General features: G+C 41.7%; 25 protein-coding genes. 10 read left to right on the forward strand and 15 right to left on the reverse strand.

Features of this window, described 5'->3' with window-relative positions; genetic code table 11:
• Positions 1–55 precede the first annotated feature (55 nt).
• The 12 genes from mgtE to H5182_RS20865 all read right to left on the reverse strand — a co-directional run bounded on the left by mgtE (position 56) and on the right by H5182_RS20865 (position 9516).
• On the reverse strand, positions 56–1414 hold the full coding sequence (gene mgtE / locus H5182_RS20810; RefSeq protein ID WP_145236729.1) for a magnesium transporter: 1359 nt from the start codon (positions 1412–1414) through the stop codon (positions 56–58).
• A gap of 124 nt (positions 1415–1538) precedes the next feature.
• The gene (locus H5182_RS20815; protein WP_064667815.1) at positions 1539–1811 is read right to left on the reverse strand and encodes an HPr family phosphocarrier protein; all 273 of its coding nucleotides are present in this window, start codon (positions 1809–1811) and stop codon (positions 1539–1541) included.
• Between the two features lie 28 nt (positions 1812–1839).
• The gene (rapZ, locus tag H5182_RS20820) at positions 1840–2682 is read right to left on the reverse strand and encodes an RNase adapter RapZ (protein ID WP_145236732.1); all 843 of its coding nucleotides are present in this window, start codon (positions 2680–2682) and stop codon (positions 1840–1842) included.
• A gap of 182 nt (positions 2683–2864) precedes the next feature.
• Entirely contained in the window at positions 2865–3317 is a 453-nt protein-coding gene (gene ptsN / locus H5182_RS20825; protein ID WP_145236736.1) for a PTS IIA-like nitrogen regulatory protein PtsN, read from the reverse strand.
• 4 nt (positions 3318–3321) lie between these two features.
• Entirely contained in the window at positions 3322–3609 is a 288-nt protein-coding gene (gene hpf, locus H5182_RS20830) for a ribosome hibernation promoting factor (protein WP_145236739.1), read from the reverse strand.
• A gap of 28 nt (positions 3610–3637) precedes the next feature.
• The gene (locus tag H5182_RS20835; protein WP_145236743.1) at positions 3638–5134 is read right to left on the reverse strand and encodes an RNA polymerase factor sigma-54; all 1497 of its coding nucleotides are present in this window, start codon (positions 5132–5134) and stop codon (positions 3638–3640) included.
• A 66-nt stretch (positions 5135–5200) separates the two neighbouring features.
• On the reverse strand, positions 5201–5926 hold the full coding sequence (gene lptB, locus H5182_RS20840) for an LPS export ABC transporter ATP-binding protein (RefSeq protein ID WP_145236746.1): 726 nt from the start codon (positions 5924–5926) through the stop codon (positions 5201–5203).
• Positions 5923–6456: a lipopolysaccharide transport periplasmic protein LptA gene (lptA, locus tag H5182_RS20845; protein WP_145236749.1), complete on the reverse strand. Its 534-nt coding sequence runs from the start codon at positions 6454–6456 to the stop codon at positions 5923–5925. Before lptA ends, lptB begins: the two co-directional genes overlap by 4 nt.
• Complete coding sequence (gene lptC, locus H5182_RS20850; RefSeq protein ID WP_145236752.1) at positions 6446–7000, reverse strand: LPS export ABC transporter periplasmic protein LptC; 555 nt, start codon at positions 6998–7000, stop codon at positions 6446–6448. The genes lptA and lptC overlap by 11 nt, the downstream gene beginning before the upstream one ends.
• Positions 6997–7548: a 3-deoxy-manno-octulosonate-8-phosphatase KdsC gene (gene kdsC, locus H5182_RS20855; protein ID WP_145236755.1), complete on the reverse strand. Its 552-nt coding sequence runs from the start codon at positions 7546–7548 to the stop codon at positions 6997–6999. Before kdsC ends, lptC begins: the two co-directional genes overlap by 4 nt.
• Positions 7548–8519, reverse strand: a complete 972-nt coding sequence (locus H5182_RS20860) for a KpsF/GutQ family sugar-phosphate isomerase (protein WP_182759010.1) — start codon at positions 8517–8519, stop codon at positions 7548–7550. Before H5182_RS20860 ends, kdsC begins: the two co-directional genes overlap by 1 nt.
• A gap of 25 nt (positions 8520–8544) precedes the next feature.
• On the reverse strand, positions 8545–9516 hold the full coding sequence (locus H5182_RS20865) for a calcium/sodium antiporter (protein WP_145236761.1): 972 nt from the start codon (positions 9514–9516) through the stop codon (positions 8545–8547).
• A gap of 255 nt (positions 9517–9771) precedes the next feature.
• On the opposite strand from H5182_RS20865, the gene mlaF reads away from it, so the two are divergent.
• Genes mlaF through murA form a run of 7 tightly spaced genes read left to right on the forward strand, consistent with a single transcriptional unit; the run spans position 9772 to position 14432 of the window.
• Positions 9772–10587, forward strand: coding sequence for a phospholipid ABC transporter ATP-binding protein MlaF (gene mlaF / locus H5182_RS20870; RefSeq protein WP_182732390.1), 816 nt, complete (start codon positions 9772–9774; stop codon positions 10585–10587).
• Positions 10587–11366 carry a lipid asymmetry maintenance ABC transporter permease subunit MlaE gene (gene mlaE, locus H5182_RS20875; RefSeq protein WP_145236765.1) on the forward strand — a complete coding sequence of 260 codons (780 nt, stop codon included), beginning with the start codon at positions 10587–10589 and terminating at the stop codon, positions 11364–11366. The genes mlaF and mlaE overlap by 1 nt, the downstream gene beginning before the upstream one ends.
• Positions 11367–11380: 14 nt before the next feature.
• Positions 11381–11929, forward strand: a complete 549-nt coding sequence (mlaD, locus tag H5182_RS20880) for an outer membrane lipid asymmetry maintenance protein MlaD (protein WP_182732388.1) — start codon at positions 11381–11383, stop codon at positions 11927–11929.
• Positions 11930–11935: 6 nt separating this feature from the next.
• Positions 11936–12610 carry a phospholipid-binding protein MlaC gene (locus tag H5182_RS20885; RefSeq protein WP_145236773.1) on the forward strand — a complete coding sequence of 225 codons (675 nt, stop codon included), beginning with the start codon at positions 11936–11938 and terminating at the stop codon, positions 12608–12610.
• The gene (locus H5182_RS20890) at positions 12603–12896 is read left to right on the forward strand and encodes a lipid asymmetry maintenance protein MlaB (RefSeq protein ID WP_145236776.1); all 294 of its coding nucleotides are present in this window, start codon (positions 12603–12605) and stop codon (positions 12894–12896) included. The genes H5182_RS20885 and H5182_RS20890 overlap by 8 nt, the downstream gene beginning before the upstream one ends.
• Positions 12897–12901: 5 nt before the next feature.
• Positions 12902–13159, forward strand: a complete 258-nt coding sequence (locus H5182_RS20895; RefSeq protein ID WP_145236780.1) for a BolA family protein — start codon at positions 12902–12904, stop codon at positions 13157–13159.
• A gap of 13 nt (positions 13160–13172) precedes the next feature.
• Positions 13173–14432, forward strand: coding sequence for a UDP-N-acetylglucosamine 1-carboxyvinyltransferase (murA, locus tag H5182_RS20900; protein WP_145236783.1), 1260 nt, complete (start codon positions 13173–13175; stop codon positions 14430–14432).
• A 39-nt stretch (positions 14433–14471) separates the two neighbouring features.
• On the opposite strand, the gene H5182_RS20905 is transcribed toward murA, so the two are convergent.
• The 3 genes from H5182_RS20905 to H5182_RS20915 all read right to left on the reverse strand — a co-directional run bounded on the left by H5182_RS20905 (position 14472) and on the right by H5182_RS20915 (position 17658).
• Entirely contained in the window at positions 14472–15554 is a 1083-nt protein-coding gene (locus tag H5182_RS20905) for a trypsin-like peptidase domain-containing protein (RefSeq protein ID WP_145236786.1), read from the reverse strand.
• A gap of 102 nt (positions 15555–15656) precedes the next feature.
• Positions 15657–17009 (reverse strand): Do family serine endopeptidase, encoded by a 1353-nt coding sequence (locus tag H5182_RS20910; RefSeq protein WP_145236789.1) that lies wholly within the window; start codon positions 17007–17009, stop codon positions 15657–15659.
• Between the two features lie 208 nt (positions 17010–17217).
• Positions 17218–17658 carry a YhcB family protein gene (locus H5182_RS20915; RefSeq protein ID WP_145236792.1) on the reverse strand — a complete coding sequence of 147 codons (441 nt, stop codon included), beginning with the start codon at positions 17656–17658 and terminating at the stop codon, positions 17218–17220.
• A 150-nt stretch (positions 17659–17808) separates the two neighbouring features.
• Between H5182_RS20915 and zapE the strand changes: the two genes are divergently transcribed.
• The 3 genes from zapE to rpsI all read left to right on the forward strand — a co-directional run bounded on the left by zapE (position 17809) and on the right by rpsI (position 20060).
• A complete protein-coding gene (gene zapE / locus H5182_RS20920; protein ID WP_145236796.1) occupies positions 17809–18897 on the forward strand; it encodes a cell division protein ZapE in 1089 nt (362 codons plus the stop codon).
• Between the two features lie 333 nt (positions 18898–19230).
• Complete coding sequence (rplM, locus tag H5182_RS20925) at positions 19231–19659, forward strand: 50S ribosomal protein L13 (protein WP_002957960.1); 429 nt, start codon at positions 19231–19233, stop codon at positions 19657–19659.
• Between the two features lie 11 nt (positions 19660–19670).
• Complete coding sequence (gene rpsI, locus H5182_RS20930) at positions 19671–20060, forward strand: 30S ribosomal protein S9 (RefSeq protein ID WP_016710054.1); 390 nt, start codon at positions 19671–19673, stop codon at positions 20058–20060.
• The last annotated feature ends 95 nt before the right edge of the window (positions 20061–20155 follow it).

The raw sequence follows: 20155 nt of genomic DNA on the forward strand, positions 1-20155 counted from the left end.
CCTAGAACCTAGAACCTAGAACCTAGAACCTAGAACCTAGAACCTCTATTTCTATCTACACCAACAACCATGTCGCAGTGCCTAGGAAGGCGAATATACCTACAATATCGGTTACGGTTGTCAGTACCACGCTGCCAGCTAATGCAGGATCAATTTTCATTTTTTTCAATAGCAGCGGAATACTGGCACCGGCGATACCTGCGGCTACTAAGTTCATAAACATGGCAAAGGCGAGTACGCCGCCAAGCTTAAAGTCCCATTGCCAAATAGCAACAACACCGGCAATTAAAATAGACCAAACAATTCCGTTTATTGCGCCGATTGCAAGCTCTTTGATCAGTAAAAAGCGTTGGTTAGTTTGGTTGATATGACCCACTGCAATACCACGTATTACGAGTGTTAATGTTTGGCTGCCCGCAACACCACCCATGGATGGCACTATACCGTTGAGTACTGCTAGAATAGGTAAAATTGCTAAAGTGTTTTCAAAGAAGCTTGCCACAATCGCAGCAAGTAGCGCGGTTAACAAGTTAACGCCAAGCCAAATTGAGCGCTTTTTCGAACTTTTTAACACTGGGGCAAAGGTATCTTCTTCATCATCAAGACCGGCTAGGCTTAATAAGCTATGCTCGGCGTCTTCACGGATAACGTCAACGATATCATCGATGGTGATACGGCCAAGTAGGTGGTCATTATCATCAACCACTGGGGCTGATATCCAGTTATGACGTTCAAACAGTTGTGCTACATCGGTTTCATCCATCGAAATGAGGATAGATTCACAATCTTCATCCATTAAGTCGCGAATGATTTTATCTGGCGAGTTAGTCAACAAGGTCGTTAACGACATGGCACCTATAAAGCAGTTATGTTTATCAACAACATAAAGATCATCGGTACCTTCTGGTAGCTCACCACGTAAACGTAAGTAGCGCAGTACTACGTCGATAGTGACATCAGGGCGGATGGTCACTGTATCTGTGTTCATCAGCGCGCCAGCAGAGCGCTCTTGATAAGAGAGTGCTTGAGTTGCACGTTCTCGATCTTGGCTGTCCATGGCACTAACAACGTCTTTGTAGACGGTATCAGGTAGGCTACGTAGTACTTCCCCTAGATCATCGTGACTCATGTCCTCAGTTGCCGCAGCGATGTGCTTCGGCTCCATTTGGGCAATGATCCCTAAACGAACATCTTCTGATAGTTCTTCAAGTACGTCACCTTGTACATCTGGATCAACCAGTTGCCATAATAAGGTACGAATCTTATGCGGGGATGACTCGAGTAATAATGCGGTGTCACACGGAGCTGTTTTTGCCAACATACGCCTTACTTGAACAAATTGACCACTGTTAAGTGACTTGGTCACTTGTTTTAGTTGTTGTAGTGGGTAATCTTGTTCAAAAGCTTCTGGCATTGGCGTCCTTAAAAAATTAATACACTTGATAGGTAGGGTAACTGTTGTCGATAATTAACGCGCTTGGTCTGTTTAATTAACGACTTTATTCAGTTTAACGCAATTTAGTGGTACTGACTACGAGCTATTCTTGTTCGTTAAAGCGTTGTGCGATCAACTCACCAATTGCTGCAAGAGCAGGTTCAGCGTCCGGGCCCTCACATACAACTTTAACTTCTTTGCCTTGGCTACTTTCTAATAGCATTAAGCCCAGTACGCTGTCGCCTGCGGCTTGTTTGTCATCTTGATGAAGTGTGATGCTGGCATCAAACTGCACGGCTAATTGCGCTAATACGCTGGCTGCGCGAGCATGTAAACCGAGTTTGTTTTTTATTAAAAATGTATCTTCTAAGCGCATCAACATTCCTTACTGTAAACGTGAGTTGTTATTCTTGTTCACGATGGCGAATTTTCACATTACTGTGGCTCATCGAGAAGCTTTCACCTATAGTTTGCGCTAGATAAACTGAGCGATGTTGACCACCGGTGCAACCAATAGCAATTGTTAAGTAACTGCGGTTATTACGTTCTAAGTGCGGTAACCAAGTTTGTACAAAGGTTTGGATCTGCCAAGTGAATTTTTGCACGATACTGTGACTGGCTAAATAATCTTTTACTGGTTGATCCAGGCCTGTGAGCGGTTTTAACTCAGGCTCCCAGTGTGGATTAGGTAAAAAACGTGCATCAAATACATAATCGGCTTCTTTTGGAATACCATGCTTAAAACCAAATGATTCAAAGGTGATGATTAGTTTTTTATCTTTTTTCCCTAAAATCTTTTCACGGATTGACTCAGCAAGCTGGTGGACACTGAGATCTGTGGTATCAAGCATGAAATCAGCACGAGTAGTTAATACATCAAGCAACACTTTTTCTTGCTTGATGGCTAAATCCAGTGGCAAAGAGTCCAAAGATAATGGGTGTAAGCGGCGGGTTTCAGAAAATCGCTTGATCAAGGTTTGATCATCACTGTCTAAATAAAATAGCGTCGGATTTGCAAAGCCAGGCAAGTATTCAAGAATGTCGTTAAATTCTTCCTGCTCCTTCGGTAAATTACGAACATCGATACTGACGGCTATTTTGTCGTAATTATCAGAGACACTGCGTACTAATGACGGTAATAAGTTAACTGGAATATTATCTACACAATAATAGCCAAGATCTTCTACTACACGTAAAGCAACAGATTTACCTGAGCCAGAACGCCCACTGATGATGATTAACTCCATGTAAATTCTCCTTCATTTAATACCAATTTTATTAAAAACATGCTCATTCTTGCTTGTTAAATAACCCACTAACTTTGTTTAAAATTATTTATATAGAACAACTATATAAATAATTTCCACCTTGTTCTAGAGCTATTTCCCTGTTGCAATAATTACTCTCTAATTCAATACAATTGGTATGACTACGATTGAGCTGCAATTACATGATACAAATCTTGGTCTGTTTTTGCGCTACGTAGTTGTTTACAAAAATCTTTGTTATTGAGTTTATCAGCAATTGTGGCTAACGTCTTCAAATGAAGTTGGCTGTCACCATCTGGTACGATGAGGGCTACAAATATATCAACTGGGCGATTATCAATCGCATCAAAATCAACCGGTGATTCACTCACTAAAATTATTGCTAGCGGGTTTTCAACACCACTCATACGGCCATGAGGGATAGCAATACCACGACCAATACCGGTACTACCTAGTTTTTCTCTCGATAGTAGTGCGTTGAGGATTTCTTGTTGTGATAGCTGAGGGAGTTGTTCATGAGCCAATTGGCTTATAAATTCAATGATCCGTTTTTTGCTATTAAAAAGGACCGCAGCTTTACTGCAGTCCTGACAAATAAGTGAGCTTAATTTCATAGTGTTAGTGTCGAGCGTGCTTCTCTTTGTGTTTAATTACTTGACGATCAAGTTTATCGATTAGTCCGTCAATAGCTGCATACATGTCTTGGTGCTCAGTCGAGGCAAATAATTCAGCGCCACTGACATGTAATGTGGCCTCTGCTTTTTGGCTTAGTTTTTCTACATCAAGAATAACATGGACATTATTGATATGATCAAAATGCCTTTCAAGCTTGGCAAACTTATTGTTTACATAGTCTCTTAATGAATCAGTAATTTCTACGTGACGACCAGTTAAATTTAGTTGCATAAGCATTTTCCTCTTGTGATTTTACGCCTTAAATCAAACTTTTACGTTGATTTGACGGTGGAATAGCCAGCGACTCGCGGTATTTTGCAATAGTCCGTCTAGCTACTTTGATACCTTGCTCTGCCAATATATCTGCAATCTTACTATCACTCAATGGTTTCGCTGAGTTTTCTGCACTGATCAATTTTCTGATCAATGCTCGAATAGCTGTCGAAGAGCATTCGCCGCCGTTCTCAGTGCTTACATGACTTGAGAAAAAATACTTTAACTCAAAAATACCACGGGGGGTATGCATGTACTTTTGTGTCGTTACGCGAGAGATTGTTGATTCGTGCATCTCAACCATTTCAGCAACGTCGTTTAGTACCATAGGTCGCATTGCTTCAGGGCCATGCTCAAAGAATCCCTGCTGTTGTTTTACAATGCAGTTAGTTACTTTGAGTAACGTCTCGTTACGACTTTCTAGGCTTTTAATAAACCATTTAGCTTCTTGCAAATGCGAGCGTATAAATTGGCTGTCAGTGCTTGATTTTACTGAGCGTGACATTGCCGCATATTGGCTGTTCACTCTAATTTTTGGCATGCTGTCTGGATTAAGTTCAACCACCCAGCGACCTTTAATTTTTTTCACCGAAACATCAGGTATAACATACTCTGACTCTTCGCGTACTATAGTATCCGCAGGCTTTGGGTTAAGGCTGTGGATCAGTGTCATTACTTCTTTCAGCTCATCTTCTTTAAGCTTAGTCTTTTTCATCAAAGTGCGATAGTCACGACTAGCTAATAAATCGATATGATCAGTTAAAATCATTTTAGTCTCGCTAATCCAAGGAGTTGCAGGATCAAATTGATTTAATTGAATACATAAACATTCTTGTAGGCTGCGCGCAGCAATACCAACAGGGTCAAATAACTGAATGCGTTTTAACACTGCTTGCACTTCGTCGAGTTCGATTTCTTCTTCGTTATTACCTTGATTTAAGCTCTCTGCGATGTCTTCGCAGCTCAAGGTTAAAATACCTGAATCGTCAACAGCTTCAACAATCGCAATGGCAATGGCTTCATCGGTTGGACTAAAAGGTGTGAGCTGTAATTGCCACATCAGATATTCGTGCAGGGTTTCAGTTGAAGCACCTTGATAAATTGACTCATCTTCAGGCATTGGGCCGGATGACGTATTTGGCGCAGCACTCATGTATTCGTCCCAGGTGACGTCCATAGCCATTTCGTCACTTAAAGTCTCTTTGCTTAATGCTTCGCTACTTTCTTGTTCATATTCGCTGGGCTTGTCGTCTGCTGATGCACTAACGGTTAAGTCATCGTTGTCTTGTTTTTGTTCGTTTTTACCAGCCGTGTCGTCTGAATATTCATGCTCTTCTAGCTCTAACAATGGATTGCTGTCGAGTGCTTCTTGAATTTCTTGCTGGAGATCCAATGTACTGAGTTGCAATAAGCGAATTGCTTGTTGCAGCTGTGGTGTCATTGTAAGTTGCTGGCCCATGCGCAGCTGGAGTGATTGCCTCATGTATCTCTAACAATCCTTTTATTGTTATCATCGTTAAGTCTAGCAGATACTTAGCCGAGCGTGGCTTTATAGCCTAAATTGCTCGCCCAGGTAAACATCGCGGACTGTTTGGTCGGCAAGTACATGCTCAGGGGTACCTGATGCAATTAACTCCCCATGAGAAACTATGTAGGCTTTTTCACAAACATCAAGGGTTTCTCGTACATTGTGGTCGGTAATAAGTACGCCAATACCACGGTTTTTAAGGTGTTCAATAATCTTCTTTATATCTAACACTGAAATAGGATCAACGCCAGCAAAAGGCTCATCAAGTAAGATAAATTTTGGATTTGCGGCTAAAGCGCGTGCAATTTCAACTCGACGACGTTCACCACCAGATAATGCCATACCTTGGCTGTCGCGAATATGTTGAATGCTAAACTCATCAAGTAAGCTGTCTAGTGCTTCTTCTCTGGCTTGTTTATTCAGCTCTTTACGAGTTTCTAAAATAGCCATCAGGTTTTGATAAACAGTTAACTTACGAAAGATGGATGATTCTTGTGGTAAGTAGCCAATCCCTAACCGTGCGCGACTGTGCATTGGCAGTAAAGTGATGTCATTATCATCAATACTTATTTTACCTTTGTCGCTAGGTACTAAACCCACAATCATATAAAAAGTGGTGGTTTTACCTGCGCCATTAGGACCCAGTAAGCCAACAATGCTGCCTGCGCTAACTTCTAAACCCACGCTTTTTACAACTTGGCGACCTTTATAGCTTTTTGCTAAAAATTCAGCTTTTAATATACTCATGGCTGCCCTTTAGGTTTGTCTTTTTTACTGTCAACAGGTACCAAAATAGTGTGTACGCGATCGTTTGAGCTTGCGCCTTTTTCAGCACTGATCAGCTGTTGGTCCATATCATAGGTAATGCTTTTGGCATTAATTTTTTGACCTGCTTGAGTGACTTGTGCATTACCAATTAACGTTAAATAGCGCTTGGCGACATCGTAACGGACTTCATCAGCACTGGCGCTCATTATTGTGCCATCAGTTTGTTTTTCTTCAAAGTAAGCAGGGTTACCAGTTGCAACAAGCAATTGTTTGTTATTGCCTAAATCTTCGCGCTTATGGACTTCAAGTCGATCCGCTTTGATACGGCGGTTACCATGAATGATTTCAACATTTTTTTCAAAAATACCGATATTATCTTTCAGTTGGGCAAGCTGCTTTTCAGCACTGATAGAGACTTGATCCGCAGGTGGTGCCGTATTTTCAGCAAAGCTTGCAAAGGCAATGAATAAGCTTGGTATCACAAGCAAGTGAGCAAATTTATTGGTCATAATATATGGTTCGCGTATGGTTAATTAGTTCTACCACTTCGGCTTTTAAGTCGGCATGGAGGCCGCGCCCAGTGATCTTTAAATTTGGTCCGATTAATTCAACTGGTTGTTCTGAACTCATGGTTTGTAGTTCAATATCAACCTGAATATTATCTGCGTTTATATGTTCAATCATGGCATTATTGGTCAGGTTTTTAGCAACCACATTACCTTCTAAAATTAATTGATGATTTTCATATAGGGTGGCTTCATCGGCATTAATTTGCCACGTTTGCTGTTGATTATAGAGTGTAAAAATAGGTTGTTCAAAGTAAGTAAACCCTAACTGTTGGTAAAGTTCCATTTTTGCAGCTGTTACTTTGTGGCTAATTTTACCTTGTTCATCAAACGCGGTTTGTTTTAATGCCACCGCAGTATAATCAGGTTTTGCTATTATATCTTCTTGGTTTTGTTTTATGGCAGTGCTTTGATAAAAATACGGATACCACAGCCATACCATACAGCCGACAAATAATACGCATAATATTAAACGCGCACTATTCATGAGCTTGTGCCTTCGCTAGTTAATGATTTACCATTTTCGAGCATTAATAAATCAGTGAGTTCACGCACCGCTCCAAAACCACCAGGGAGCATGGTTGTATAATGTGAAACTCGCTTGATCAAGGGGTGAGCATCATTTACTGCCACCGCAAAACCAACTAATTCCATTACCGGCAAGTCAGGCCCGTCATCGCCTATGTAAGCGATTTGTTCATCGCTTAACTGCAATTTATCTTTGAGCTGTTGATAAGCTTGCAACTTGTTTTCTTGACCTTGGTAAATATGCGGTACTGTCAGGCTAGTCATCCGTTGCTGAACTATCTGTGAATGACGACCGGTGATCACGGCAACTTCAAAACCGCTATTGATCAGTGCTTTGATACCAAAACCATCTTTAGTATTAAACGCTTTGAGTTCTTCACCTTGATTGCCAAGATAAATGCGGCCATCTGAAAACACCCCGTCGATATCACAGATCAGGAGTTTGATTTTTTGTGCTCGCTCGCTCGCATCATCTGAAAGTGGCTGATATAAGTCAGCAAACTGCATTATAAAACTCCTGCTTTGAGCAAATCTTGCATATTAAGAGCACCAATAGGGTGGTGTTTATCATCAACTACAATTAAGCCATTGATACGCTTATTCTCCATAATATTGAGTGCCTCGGCGGCAAGCATATCTGCAGTTGCTGTAGTGCAAGAGCGGGTCATGACAGTGCTGATCAAAGTACTGTGAATATCCATTCGTTGCTCTAAAATTCGGCGTAAATCACCGTCAGTAAAAAGCCCTGCAAGTTGCCCTGTGTCATCAACAATGGCCGTCATACCTAAGCCCTTGGCCGACATTTCGATTAATGCATCTTTGATACATTGCTTGTCATTGATCATAGGCGTTGCTGGGCCACTGTGCATAATATCTTTTAAACACAATAGTAAACGTTTGCCTAAGCTTCCCCCTGGATGCGATAGCGCAAAGTCATCGGCAGTAAAGCCTCGGGTTTCTAACAGAGCAACGGCTATTGCATCACCCATCGCAAGCGTTGCAGTCGTGCTCGCAGTCGGGGCGAGTCCTAATGGGCAGGCCTCTTGACTTACTTTGATGCATACATGAGCATCAGCCCAATTTGCCATTGATGATTCAGGGTTACCTGTCATGGCGATCATTTTTGCGCCAATACGTTTAATAACCGGAATAATATTCAGTACTTCGCTGGTTTCGCCTGAGTTAGAAATAAGCATAACCACGTCATCACGAGTGATCATCCCTAAATCACCATGACTTGCTTCACCCGGATGGACAAAAAACGCAGGCGTGCCAGTGCTTGCCAGTGTTGCAGCAATTTTATTACCAATATGCCCAGATTTCCCCATACCGACTACTATGATCCTTCCGTGACATTGATACATCAATTGGCAAGCTTGATTAAAGTTTTCGTCTAGATATTGGGTTATATCAAGCAGTGCTTGGCGCTCTATTTCTAGCACCCGCTTACCTTGTTCAATAAAATTTAACTGCGTCATTGTGTTATCCATTTTGTGGGTAGCATTAAGCAACTTGGCTAAAAATATAACTCTGATATGCTAAAAATGCGACCAATAACAGGCCACCTTCAACTCTATTAATGCGTCTTGTACCTTTAAAGCTCAAGGACATAGCTATAAGGGCTATGGTGGCACCAATCATAATTAAGGCATCACGGTTTGCAGCTGAAGGGTCAATAATTGAAGGGTTGATAATCCCAGCCAGTGGCAACACAGCTAAAATGTTAAAGATATTTGAGCCAACAATATTACCCAGTGCTAAATCATCTTCGTTTTTTAATACCCCAGCAATACAGGCTGCCAGCTCAGGCAGACTGGTGCCAATAGCAATAATGGTTAACCCTATTACTAAATCACTTAGGCCAAAGTATTTGGCTATATCAACTGCTGAGCCAACTAAAAAATGTGAGCTGACAGGCAGTAATATCATACCAATAATTAACCAAAATAAAGCCGATTTGGTGGGCACGTTATCTGGTACGTCTTCACAGGCTTCACTTACAAATGGGTCATCAGCTTGGTTTTTAGCGCGAATAGAAATAATAACTAAGCCCGCAATAAAGACCACAAAGCCTATGATTAATGCAACGCCCTCAGCAAATGAAAAGTAGTTATCCGAAAATATATACCAGGCGGCGATTGACACTAGCAGCACAAGCGGCATTTCGCGTTTTAATGTCATTGATGATACTGATAGTGGGCGCAATAGCGCGGTAATACCTAAAACAAGTAAAATATTAGTGATATTTGAGCCAACGGCATTACCCACTGCAGTGTCAGTTTTACCTGCAAGCGCAGCTGATGCTGAGACCATCATTTCAGGGGCTGACGAGCCCATAGCAACAACTGTTAAACCAACAATAAGAGTAGGAACACCGAAATTTTTTGCCAGTGCCGCAGCACCATATACAAAGCGATCTGCACTCCAAACGAGAGCTGCAAATCCGAGAATTAAAATGACAAAAGAAGTCACCATTACGTTACGCCAATTATTCAAAATGAGATGGCTGCAAATAGTAACAAAAGCCAACCTGAAAGTATAAATAAAAGAATCTGCGAAGCTTGTTAGATTATGGACTGATTTGGACTGAGAAAAATTATTTAAGCGACGGTTAAGCCAACTGCTGTAAGCTTTGCAGCGCTATTACATAGAATATTACAAAATTTTACGATTTGTTTTTTCCATCTTGGTGTAAAAACGCTTAAAATAGGTGAACTAGTGAAAATAGTAATGGAGAGCGACTTGTCGCAACCAATAGTAGAAATCAAGGATGTAAGCTTTTCTAGGGGCAATCGCTGTATATATAAAAATATGAGCTTTAGTGTCCCTAAAGGAAAAATTACGGCAATTATGGGGCCAAGCGGAATTGGTAAAACCACCATGTTGCGTTTAATTGGTGGCCAATTAAAACCAGATAGCGGCACTATTTTATTCGAAGGCAATAACATTCCTACCATGTCGCGCAAAGAGCTTTATGCGGCGCGAACCAAAATGAGTATGTTGTTTCAAAGCGGCGCATTATTTACCGATATGTCAGTGTTTGACAATATCGCTTTTCCGCTGCGTGAGCACACTCGTCTAAGTGAAGATTTAATTCGCCTTGTGGTGCTAATGAAATTACAAGCTGTTGGCTTGCGTGGAGCACAAGATCTAATGCCTTCTGAGCTGTCAGGTGGTATGGCACGTCGTGCTGCATTAGCGCGTTCAATCGCGCTTGATCCTGAATTAATTATGTATGATGAGCCATTTGCAGGCCAAGACCCTATCTCCATGGGTGTGTTGGTTAAGTTGATTAAGTCGCTTAATCAAGTGCTTGGGTTATCATCATTAATCGTAACTCACGATGTAACAGAAGTAATGAGTATTGCCGATCACGTTATCATTATTGCCGATCAAGGCGTTATTGGTAGCGGTACACCGGATGAAATGCGTAATCATGAATCGGCCCTAGTTCAGCAGTTCTTAAAAGGATTATCTGATGGCCCAGTGCCGTTTCATTTTCCTGCTCAACCTTATCAAGAAGAATTACTGGGAGGGCGCCGCTGATGTTTGATTTTTTGCAAATGCTAGGTCATAAAACGTTAGGACGGTTTGCTGCACTTGGTCGCTCTACTCAGATGTTGATAGGTGCGTTGTGGAGTTTGCCTAATTTTAGAAAAGGCACGCCGCTTTTAATACGGCAATTATATATGGTCGGCTCGCAGTCACTATTGATTATCATGGTGTCGGGCTTATTCATTGGTATGGTGTTGGCGTTGCAAGGCTACACCGTACTAGTTGGTTATGGTGCAGAGGATAGCTTAGGCCCATTAGTAGCATTGAGTTTACTTAGAGAGTTAGGCCCTGTTGTTACTGCATTATTGTTTGCCGGGCGAGCTGGTAGTGCATTAACCGCAGAAATAGGTTTAATGAAAGCGACTGAGCAGTTATCAAGTCTTGAAATGATGGCTATTGACCCTCTTAAACGTATTATCGCGCCACGCTTTTGGGCGGGCTTTATCAGTATGCCATTACTGGCGTTGATATTTTCAGCAGTTGCAATTATTGGTGCTCATTTAGTGGGGGTTGATTGGTTGGGTGTTGATACGGGGAGTTTTTGGTCAATCATGCAGTCACAAGTGTCATTCCAGCAAGATATTTTAAATGGCATGATCAAGAGTTTTGTATTTGCCATCGTGGTTACATGGATTGCGCTTTATAAAGGCTACGATTGTATACCGACCTCTGAAGGGATCAGTAAAGCAACAACAGAGACAGTTGTACACTCATCTTTGGCTGTTTTAGGGTTTGATTTTATTTTGACAGCGGTAATGTTTACTAGCTAATAAAGGTATAGATAATGAATTCACGGAAATTAGAAATTTTAGTTGGTTTTTTTGTTGCGCTAGGCATAGCAGCTTTTGCTATGTTGGCGTTAAAAGTTGCCAATGCAGGGATCAGCGGCAACGGCGAAACCTACTTATTGAAAGCCAAGTTTGAAAACATTGGTTCATTAAAAACACGTGCGCCGATTAAAGTAGGTGGTGTAGTGGTTGGTCGAGTTGAGGGAATTTCAATTCACCCACAAGAATTTGTGCCAGTTGTTGATATGACGATTGATGCGCAATATCAATGTCGTTTTTCAGATACCAGCTCAGTTTCAATCCTGACATCAGGCATTCTCGGTGAGCAATACTTGGGGATTAACCCTGTTATTGCCCCAAAATCAGCTGAACAAGCGTGTTTAGGTGTTGCGGTAACGAGTGATGATAAAAACTTAGGGTTAGACGAGTTATTTGGTGTTGAGAGCAAAGCCTTAAATGATGGCGACTATATCACTGACACGAAATCAGCATTGGTGCTTGAAGAGTTAATCGGGCAATTTTTATTCAATCAAGGCGGCGAGTAAGTAATTATGTTTAAGAAATTTTTAATGGTAGTTGCGCTGACTTTCAGTGCCATTAGCGTAGCAAGCGATGCGGTCAATTTAACAGACCCATATAAAATGGTCCGCCAAGTATCTGATAATACTTTTCAACGTATTACTCGTGACCAGCCTTTAATCGAAAAAGATAAGGAGCACCTACGGGTTATTGTCAAAGAAGAGTTGATGCCTTACATTGATTATAAATATGCTGCACTGCGTGTATTAGGAAGTCATGTATCAAAAGTACGTGCGATTAAAGATCCTGCGGAGCAAAAGCAAGCCGTTGAGGATATTAAACACTTTATTGATGTGTTTCAAGAATACTTAATCGCTACTTATGCTGGTGTGTTTACGCAATACACCAACCAAAAAGTAGAGTTTGGTGCAAGCAAAGAGTTTACAGGACAAGACCTAGTATTAGTGAAAACCAAAATTGTCGAGCCAGGCAAGCCGGAAATTAAAATTGATTTTAAAGTACGTGAAGATCGCGATGGCGAATGGCGTGCTTATGACATGGTTGCCGAAGGCATTAGTTTATTAGATGCCAAGCAAAGTGAATTTCAAGGCATTTTGCGCCAGCAAGGTATTAACCATGTAAGTGACCTACTTGAACAGAAAAGTAAGTTGCCAGTGCAATTTAGAGGTGACGGCGGTAATGAGTAAAGTAACGGTTACTCAGCTTGACGAACAGCACTATCGAGTCAGTGGTGAATTGACTCGAAATTCAATTTCCGCTGAACGACTTCTGAATAAAAACTCACAAAGTAACCATAAAAACTGGTATTTTGACCTTTCTGAGGTGTCTAGGGTTGACACGGCGGGCTTAGCTTGGTTAATTCACTCTTTCGCAGAATTAAAGCAGCAAGGTATTCACCTTGAATTGCAAAATATTCCTGAACAACTGCAAAAGTTGATGCAGTTGGGACAGGTTACCAACCTATTTGAGTGAGAGTTATGGAAACAAGCCAAGTCGAAACCTTATTGCGCGACGCATTGCAATTAGCTGAAGTACATGTGAAAGCCAACGGTAGTCATTATGAAGTTATCGCAGTCGGCGATTGTTTTGATGGTTTAAGCCGAGTGAAAAAACAACAGCTGGTATATGGTCCGTTGATGAACACCATTTCTGACGGCACAATTCACGCAGTTTCGATCCGTGCATTTACGCCAACTGAGTGGAAGCGCGAACAAAAATTCATTTTACCTCAATAAAAAAGGTTTCCTCATGGATCAATTTGTAATTCAGGGTGGAACCGGACTTGCCGGTGAAGTCACTATCTCTGGCGCTAAAAATGCCGCTTTACCTATTTTGTTTGCAGCATTATTAGCTGACGGTAAAAGTACCTTTAATAATGTTCCTCGCCTGCGTGATATCGGCACTACTGAAGCATTATTAAAAACCCTCGGCGCAGAAATACACTGGCACGGCGAACAGCTCGTTATTGATGGTGGCAAAGTTGATAAAACATTGGCCCCTTACGAGTTAGTCAAACAAATGCGTGCGTCAGTATTAGCATTAGGTCCATTGGTTGCTCGTTTTGGTCAAGCACAAGTATCGCTTCCTGGTGGTTGTGCAATTGGTGCTCGCCCGGTTGATATTCATATTCAAGGTTTGGAGCGCATGGGCGCTGTTATTAGCGTTGAAAATGGTTATATCAATGCAAAGGTAGATGGGCGTTTAAAAGGTGCTGAAATCTACATGGAAATGGTCAGCGTTGGCGCGACCGAAAATTTATTAATGGCCGCAACCTTAGCTGACGGCAAAACCGTATTAGAAAACGCGGCGCGTGAACCAGAGATTATAGATTTAGCTGCTTGCTTAACAGCAATGGGGGCAAAAATTAGCGGTGCAGGCACTAGCCGTATTGAAATTGAAGGTGTTGAAAAGCTGCATGGTTGTGAGCATCGCATCTTGCCAGATCGGATTGAAACTGGCACATTTTTAGTGGCCGCAGCAATGGCGGGTGGTGAAGTGCTATGTAAGCTTACCGATTTTCATAGTTTAGAGCCTGTGATTGAAAAATTGCGTGCGACTAATGCTTTGATTGAAGTACATAAAGATAGTATTTACCTTGATATGCGTGGCCGTGAGCTCAAAGCCGTTAATATTAAAACCATGCCACACCCAGGTTTTCCTACCGATATGCAAGCACAGTTTACTGCGTTAAATGTAGTTGCTAATGGCAGTGCGACCATTACTGAGACGATTTTTGAAAACCGTTTTATGCATGTACCAGAACTACAACGCATGGGTGCTAACATTCGTTTAGAGGGGAATACGGCAATTTGTGGTGACACTAAGAGTTTGAGTGGCGCACAAGTAATGGCAACTGATTTACGTGCATCAGCGAGCCTAATTTTGACTGGTATTGTGGCACAAGGTGAGACGGTTGTTGACCGTATTTACCACGTTGATCGTGGTTATCAACGGATTGAAGATAAACTCAGCGCGTTAGGTGCTAACATCAAACGTCGAAGTAGTTAATAGCCTAGAACCTAGGTCCTAGCTTCTAGGCCCTAGGTTTTATAGTTTAGTCTCTAATTCTGCAACCTTCACCATCACTTTTAGTACTTCTCCGCTTCGATAAAGTTCAAACTCTATTTCATGCCCCGGCTCTGAATTACCAATTGTGGTCAAGGTTTTTTGCGGGTTAGTGACATCTTCACCAGCAATTTTAATCACAATATCTTGTTCTTTAATACCAGCTTGCCATGCTGGACCTAATGGATCTAGATTGGTTATACGCAAGCCCGCAACAGGGGTGAATTTATCGCTAACTTCTTTACCCGTACTATCAACGGCAGTACCGGTGAAGCCCAAATAACCACGTACAACACGGCCATGACGGATCAGTTTATCCATTACCTCTTTTGCTAATGAGTAAGGTACTGCGAAGAATATGCCTTGGATATCGAGGTTCTCTCGGGTTTTAAATTGTGCTGAGGTGATCCCAACCAAGTCACCGTTAGAGTTTACTAGCGCGCCACCTGAATTGCCGACATTAATTGCCGCATCCATCTGTAGTAGGCTATTGTAAGGACTATCGGTAATTTTTTGTTTACCCGTGGCACTGATGATCCCTTGGGTGATTGTTTGTCCTAAATTAAGCGGATTACCAATCGCCAGTACCACATCGCCCACACGTGGCGTAAAACGCTCACTAATTGGAATAACGGGCAAATGCTCCACGTTAATTTTCAACAGTGCTAAGTCGGTGATGGTATCAAAGCCGATGAGCTGAACATCAAAATAACGGCGGCCATCAGTAAGCAGCACCATAATTTGATCAGCATTATTGATCACATGATAGTTGGTAAGAATATAGCCATCACTTGACATGATTACACCGGAGCCAAGCTCTTGCACGGTGTTTTGCCGTTTATAACGAGGTTCCTTTGAAATGCTCTCAGAAATGATTGTCACAACAGATGGCGCTGCGCGCTGTACTGCATCGGCAAAGCTCAAATGGTCAATACTCATAGCACTTGGTAAGGGTACATTGGGTAACAGCGTTGCACGCATATTTGGGCTAAAAAATACTACCAAAAATGCGATACCGAGTCCGGCAAATAGCGGGGGAAGGACAAACTTAAAAAATTTCAGCACAATTTTCTTATTCTTAATGAGCGATCTTCTAATGATGGCACAAAAAAAATAGCAGCGGCAAGTACCACTGCTATTATTTATGTTATTTACCTAATATTTATTTTATTGGATTAAAACAAATACCGATTCACGACCGCGTTGTACTCCAAGTACGATGTTACCTTTAGTATTTTCGATGATCTTATTCATGTCACTAATTGTTTCAACACGCTGACGGTTTACTTGCATTACCACGTCGCCTTCTTCAAGGCCTACTCTAGCCGCTGGTGAGCGCGGATCAACAGTTGTCACCTCAACCCCTTTATTACCATTCTTTTGGGTGTTTTCAAGAGTTGCACCTTGGAAGGCTGGATGTAGTTCATCACCGGCTGCGGTTAGTGCTGATGCGCCATCAAGGGTAACTTTAACGGTTTGCACTTTACCATCACGATAAATGCCTAATTTTACCTTTCTGCCTTCACCTAGCGTGGCGATTTTACTGCGCAGTTCATGGAAGCCGCTGATCTCACTACCATCAATACTAATAATTACGTCACCTGCTTTAATACCGGCTTCACTGGCGGCAGAATCATCCATTACTTGCATAACATAAGCGCCTTGTTTTACATCAAGCTGTTGTGCTTTAGCAAGGCCAGCATCCAGTGGGCGCCCAGAAATACCTAGTGAGCCACGGCGTACTTCACCATGTTCAATAATTTGGTCAACGAGATTTTTCATCATATTGGATGGAATCGCAAAGCCGATACCAACATTGCCACCCGATGCACCTAAAATGGCCGTGTTAATACCAATTAGCTCACCGTTTAAGTTAACTAACGCACCACCTGAGTTACCTTGATTAATTGCAGCATCGGTTTGAATAAAATCTTCATAACCTTCAATATTTAAACCACTACGCCCCAGTGCACTAACAATCCCTGAGGTAACAGTATGGCTTAAACCAAATGGGTTACCAATCGCTACTGCAAAGTCACCCACTCGTAGTTGATCTGAGTTTGCCAGTTTAACGGCGACTAAATCCTCGGCATCAATTTTTAATAACGCGATGTCTGATTCTTTATCGCTACCGATTTTAGTTGCTTCGTATTCACGACCATCTTCAAGAGTAACCAACATTTTTTCAGCATCTTGAACTACGTGGTTATTGGTAACGACATAGCCTTCTTTGGCGTCAATAATAACGCCTGAGCCTAAACCACTAAATTCACGCTTTTGGCTACGCGGTTGCGGATTGCCAAAAAAGAAATCAAGCGGATCAGCGCGACGACGGACTTCCTTTGAACCGGAGACTTGGATACTAACAACGCCTGGTGTTATTTGTTCTAGCATCGGCGCTAACGTCGGTAATTGTTGACCATTGACTGCGATAGGCATCTTAGCCATTGATACTGAAGGGGTTAATAATAAACTGGCAGATAACATTGCTGCACTGATTAACGATAATTTCATTTTCATAGTCAGGGTTTACTCCACATCACAGGAAAAAGCACAAACAAAAAAGGCTGCATAAGCAGCCTTTTATCAATTTAGTTCAAAACATTTTAAAGTAGGTTCGCTCTTTAGAATGTTTTGAAATGCATGTAAAACATAAGCTGCTTTATAAACAGACTATGGGGTCAAAAAAAAGTTCATCAAGAAGCTTTAGAAATTTCTGAAACCTTAATTAAACTTTGTCCGGCTCGGCTACTTTTGGTTCGCCGGCGAATAAGCCTGATTCACCTGATACATAATCAGCAGGTTGAGCATGTGCCGATGAACGGTCACTTTGGCGTTCCTTTAGTGAGCGCTGTAGCTGCTCAGTCGTTTCTTTAGAAAAAAATGGTTCGTTAGGATGCTGTTTTTTATCAGCTAGTAGCAGCTTGTTAGTTTCATCAACATGATTTAACAATTGGTCGTAGTTGTCTTTCATTTTGTTGACGAGTCTACCAGTGCTTGCTAAATGATCTGCAACATCTTGACGGTATTGCTCTAATGCATTTTTAGCTTGTTCTGCTTGTTGCTCTAATTCATCTTGCTTAAATTGCTTTTTAGTGACGAAGGCGCCAAGGAAAAATGCAGCTACTGCCACAATAACAATAATGCCGATCCAAGTAACTGTACCCATAATTCTACCCCTTTGGGAATTAATACATAAAAATAAAATAACGCCTAGATTGCGTACTCAAGAATAAATCCTGTTGCTGCTAATATACCCCGAGTTACGATGCGTGTTAACATATTGCGTAAATTAAACCGTGTTTTATTGTAACTATCTATGACTCCTTGGCAAAAGTACCAACAAGATTTACAGCGTGAAGACTTTGTTTACGATGCTGCGCAAGAAAATGCAGTACGTCATCTACAAAGGCTCTTCGATGACTTAACAGCACAAAAGCCCGCAGCTAGAGGCTGGTTCTCTAAACTATTTAATAAAAATAGCACGGCGCCTATAAAAGGTTTGTATTTTTGGGGGGGAGTAGGGCGTGGTAAAACCTATTTGGTAGATACCTTCTATGAGGCGCTGCCGGGAACACGCAAGATGCGCGTGCATTTTCATCGTTTTATGCACCGTGTTCACGAAGAGCTAAAAAAATTAGACAAAACTGCTAACCCCTTAGAAGTTGTGGCTGATATTTTTAAAGCTGAAACCGACATTATCTGCTTTGACGAATTTTTTGTGCAAGACATTACTGATGCCATGCTGCTTGGTGGTTTAATGGAAGCCTTATTTGCGCGCGGCATTGTGTTAGTGGCAACGTCTAACATTATACCTGATGAGTTATATCGAAATGGTTTGCAGCGTGCTCGCTTTTTGCCTGCAATCGCACTTGTTAATGCAAACACTGAGATTGTGAATGTGGATTCTGGCATTGATTACCGATTGCGTACTTTAGAGCAAGCAGAGATATTTCATAGCCCACTAGATGAACAAGCCGATAAAAATCTGTTTGAGTATTTTGATAAGTTATCTCCAGAGCCGGGTAAACTCGATCACCCCATCGAAATCGAAGGGCGAATGATCAAAACCCGTAAGGTCGCTGATTGTATTGTGATGTTTGATTTCTCTCAGTTGTGTGAAACCGCACGTAGCCAAGTCGATTATATGGAAATAAGCCGTTTATATAACACTGTTATTTTATCGAACGTAAAACAGCTTGGCCAAAATAACGATGATGCCGCCAGGCGCTTTATTGCGTTAGTCGATGAGTTTTACGAACGCCACGTCACACTTATTATTTCTGCTGAAAAACCTATTACGGAACTCTACACGCAAGGCAACCTTAACTTTGAGTTCAGACGTTGTATTAGTCGATTGCAAGAAATGCAGTCGTTAGAGTACCTAGCAAGAGAGCATTTGGTTTAATGTAGCTGTAAGTTATAAGCCGTCAGCCGTCAGCCGTCAGCCGTCAGCCGTCAGGTAAAGAGAATATTTTCTTGACTCTTAAGTTGATAGGGACAAAGTTTTGATAGCTGATAGAACAATTTTCTTGTGGAAAAAACAACCGTCGAGTAGCAATGTGATAAAAGTGCTGGTATACTCCCGCGTCTGCCACGTTGCGTTCTATTGCCTTCATTAGATTAGCCTCTTTTGAATGGCGCAAAAGTCTTAAACTCGAAGGGGTTGGAGCAAACATTTAGAGCGGTAATTAATAATAATTACCTGTGGTTTTAATTGAAAAACATTGGATTTTTATAAATGAAAACGTTTGTTGCTAAACCAGAAACAGTAAAACGTGACTGGTACGTAGTTGACGCTGAAGGTAAAACTTTAGGTCGCATCGCTACTGAAATCGCTCATCGCCTACGCGGTAAGCACAAAGCTGAGTACACTCCACACGTAGATACTGGTGATTACATCATCGTTATCAACGCGGAGAAAGTTACTGTAACTGGTAACAAGTTCAAAGATAAAGTGTACTATGCTCACTCTGGTTTCCCAGGTGGTCTTAAGTCTACTACTTTTGATAAACTTCAAGCTGCAAAGCCTGAAATGATCATCGAGAAGGCTGTTAAGGGCATGTTGCCACGTGGTCCTTTAGGCCGCGCAATGTACCGTAAACTTAAAGTTTACGCAGGTACTGAGCACAACCATGCTGCACAACAGCCTCAGGTTCTAGACATTTAAGGAGCACTAACATGGCAAATCAATACTACGGTACAGGTCGTCGTAAAAGTTCAAGTGCTCGCGTATTCTTACGCCCAGGCACTGGTAACATCGTAATCAACAATCGCTCTTTAGAAGAGTATTTTGGTCGCGAAACAGCACGCATGGTTGTTCGTCAAGCTTTAGGGCTTGTTGATATGACTGAAAAGTTTGATCTTTACATCACCGTTGCTGGTGGTGGTACTACTGGTCAAGCTGGTGCTATCCGTCACGGTATCACTCGTGCACTTATGGAGTTTGACGAGTCACTACGTCCACAACTTCGTAAAGCAGGTTTCGTTACTCGTGATGCACGTAAAGTTGAACGTAAGAAAGTGGGTCTTAAGAAAGCGCGTAAGCGTCCACAGTTCTCAAAACGTTAATATTTACGTTATCAAGAATTTCAAAAACCCAGCTTCTGCTGGGTTTTTTGTTTTTGGAGTTATAAAAGTTAGCGAAAGTAAAGTTAGCGAAAGTA

Origin of the sequence: Pseudoalteromonas sp. SG44-17 (assembly GCF_014164235.1) — a bacterium.
GTDB classification, from domain to species: Bacteria; Pseudomonadota; Gammaproteobacteria; order Enterobacterales; family Alteromonadaceae; genus Pseudoalteromonas; species Pseudoalteromonas rhizosphaerae.

Excerpts from the sequence above, each read along its gene's own strand:
- mlaF (WP_182732390.1), top strand. The coding sequence starts at position 9,772 with ATGGAGAGCGACTTGTCGCAACCAATAGTAGAAATCAAGGATGTAAGC.
- H5182_RS20835 (WP_145236743.1), bottom strand. The coding sequence starts at position 5,134 with ATGAGGCAATCACTCCAGCTGCGCATGGGCCAGCAACTTACAATGACA.
- mlaE (WP_145236765.1), top strand. The coding sequence starts at position 10,587 with ATGTTTGATTTTTTGCAAATGCTAGGTCATAAAACGTTAGGACGGTTT.
- H5182_RS20915 (WP_145236792.1), bottom strand. The coding sequence starts at position 17,658 with ATGGGTACAGTTACTTGGATCGGCATTATTGTTATTGTGGCAGTAGCT.
- H5182_RS20910 (WP_145236789.1), bottom strand. The coding sequence starts at position 17,009 with ATGAAAATGAAATTATCGTTAATCAGTGCAGCAATGTTATCTGCCAGT.
- murA (WP_145236783.1), top strand. The coding sequence starts at position 13,173 with ATGGATCAATTTGTAATTCAGGGTGGAACCGGACTTGCCGGTGAAGTC.
- H5182_RS20895 (WP_145236780.1), top strand. The coding sequence starts at position 12,902 with ATGGAAACAAGCCAAGTCGAAACCTTATTGCGCGACGCATTGCAATTA.
- H5182_RS20815 (WP_064667815.1), bottom strand. The coding sequence starts at position 1,811 with ATGCGCTTAGAAGATACATTTTTAATAAAAAACAAACTCGGTTTACAT.
- kdsC (WP_145236755.1), bottom strand. The coding sequence starts at position 7,548 with ATGCAGTTTGCTGACTTATATCAGCCACTTTCAGATGATGCGAGCGAG.
- rapZ (WP_145236732.1), bottom strand. The coding sequence starts at position 2,682 with ATGGAGTTAATCATCATCAGTGGGCGTTCTGGCTCAGGTAAATCTGTT.
- lptB (WP_145236746.1), bottom strand. The coding sequence starts at position 5,926 with ATGAGTATATTAAAAGCTGAATTTTTAGCAAAAAGCTATAAAGGTCGC.
- lptC (WP_145236752.1), bottom strand. The coding sequence starts at position 7,000 with ATGAATAGTGCGCGTTTAATATTATGCGTATTATTTGTCGGCTGTATG.
- ptsN (WP_145236736.1), bottom strand. The coding sequence starts at position 3,317 with ATGAAATTAAGCTCACTTATTTGTCAGGACTGCAGTAAAGCTGCGGTC.
- H5182_RS20890 (WP_145236776.1), top strand. The coding sequence starts at position 12,603 with ATGAGTAAAGTAACGGTTACTCAGCTTGACGAACAGCACTATCGAGTC.
- hpf (WP_145236739.1), bottom strand. The coding sequence starts at position 3,609 with ATGCAACTAAATTTAACTGGTCGTCACGTAGAAATTACTGATTCATTA.
- H5182_RS20885 (WP_145236773.1), top strand. The coding sequence starts at position 11,936 with ATGTTTAAGAAATTTTTAATGGTAGTTGCGCTGACTTTCAGTGCCATT.
- mgtE (WP_145236729.1), bottom strand. The coding sequence starts at position 1,414 with ATGCCAGAAGCTTTTGAACAAGATTACCCACTACAACAACTAAAACAA.
- rpsI (WP_016710054.1), top strand. The coding sequence starts at position 19,671 with ATGGCAAATCAATACTACGGTACAGGTCGTCGTAAAAGTTCAAGTGCT.
- rplM (WP_002957960.1), top strand. The coding sequence starts at position 19,231 with ATGAAAACGTTTGTTGCTAAACCAGAAACAGTAAAACGTGACTGGTAC.
- H5182_RS20865 (WP_145236761.1), bottom strand. The coding sequence starts at position 9,516 with ATGGTGACTTCTTTTGTCATTTTAATTCTCGGATTTGCAGCTCTCGTT.
- H5182_RS20860 (WP_182759010.1), bottom strand. The coding sequence starts at position 8,519 with ATGACGCAGTTAAATTTTATTGAACAAGGTAAGCGGGTGCTAGAAATA.
- mlaD (WP_182732388.1), top strand. The coding sequence starts at position 11,381 with ATGAATTCACGGAAATTAGAAATTTTAGTTGGTTTTTTTGTTGCGCTA.
- lptA (WP_145236749.1), bottom strand. The coding sequence starts at position 6,456 with ATGACCAATAAATTTGCTCACTTGCTTGTGATACCAAGCTTATTCATT.
- zapE (WP_145236796.1), top strand. The coding sequence starts at position 17,809 with ATGACTCCTTGGCAAAAGTACCAACAAGATTTACAGCGTGAAGACTTT.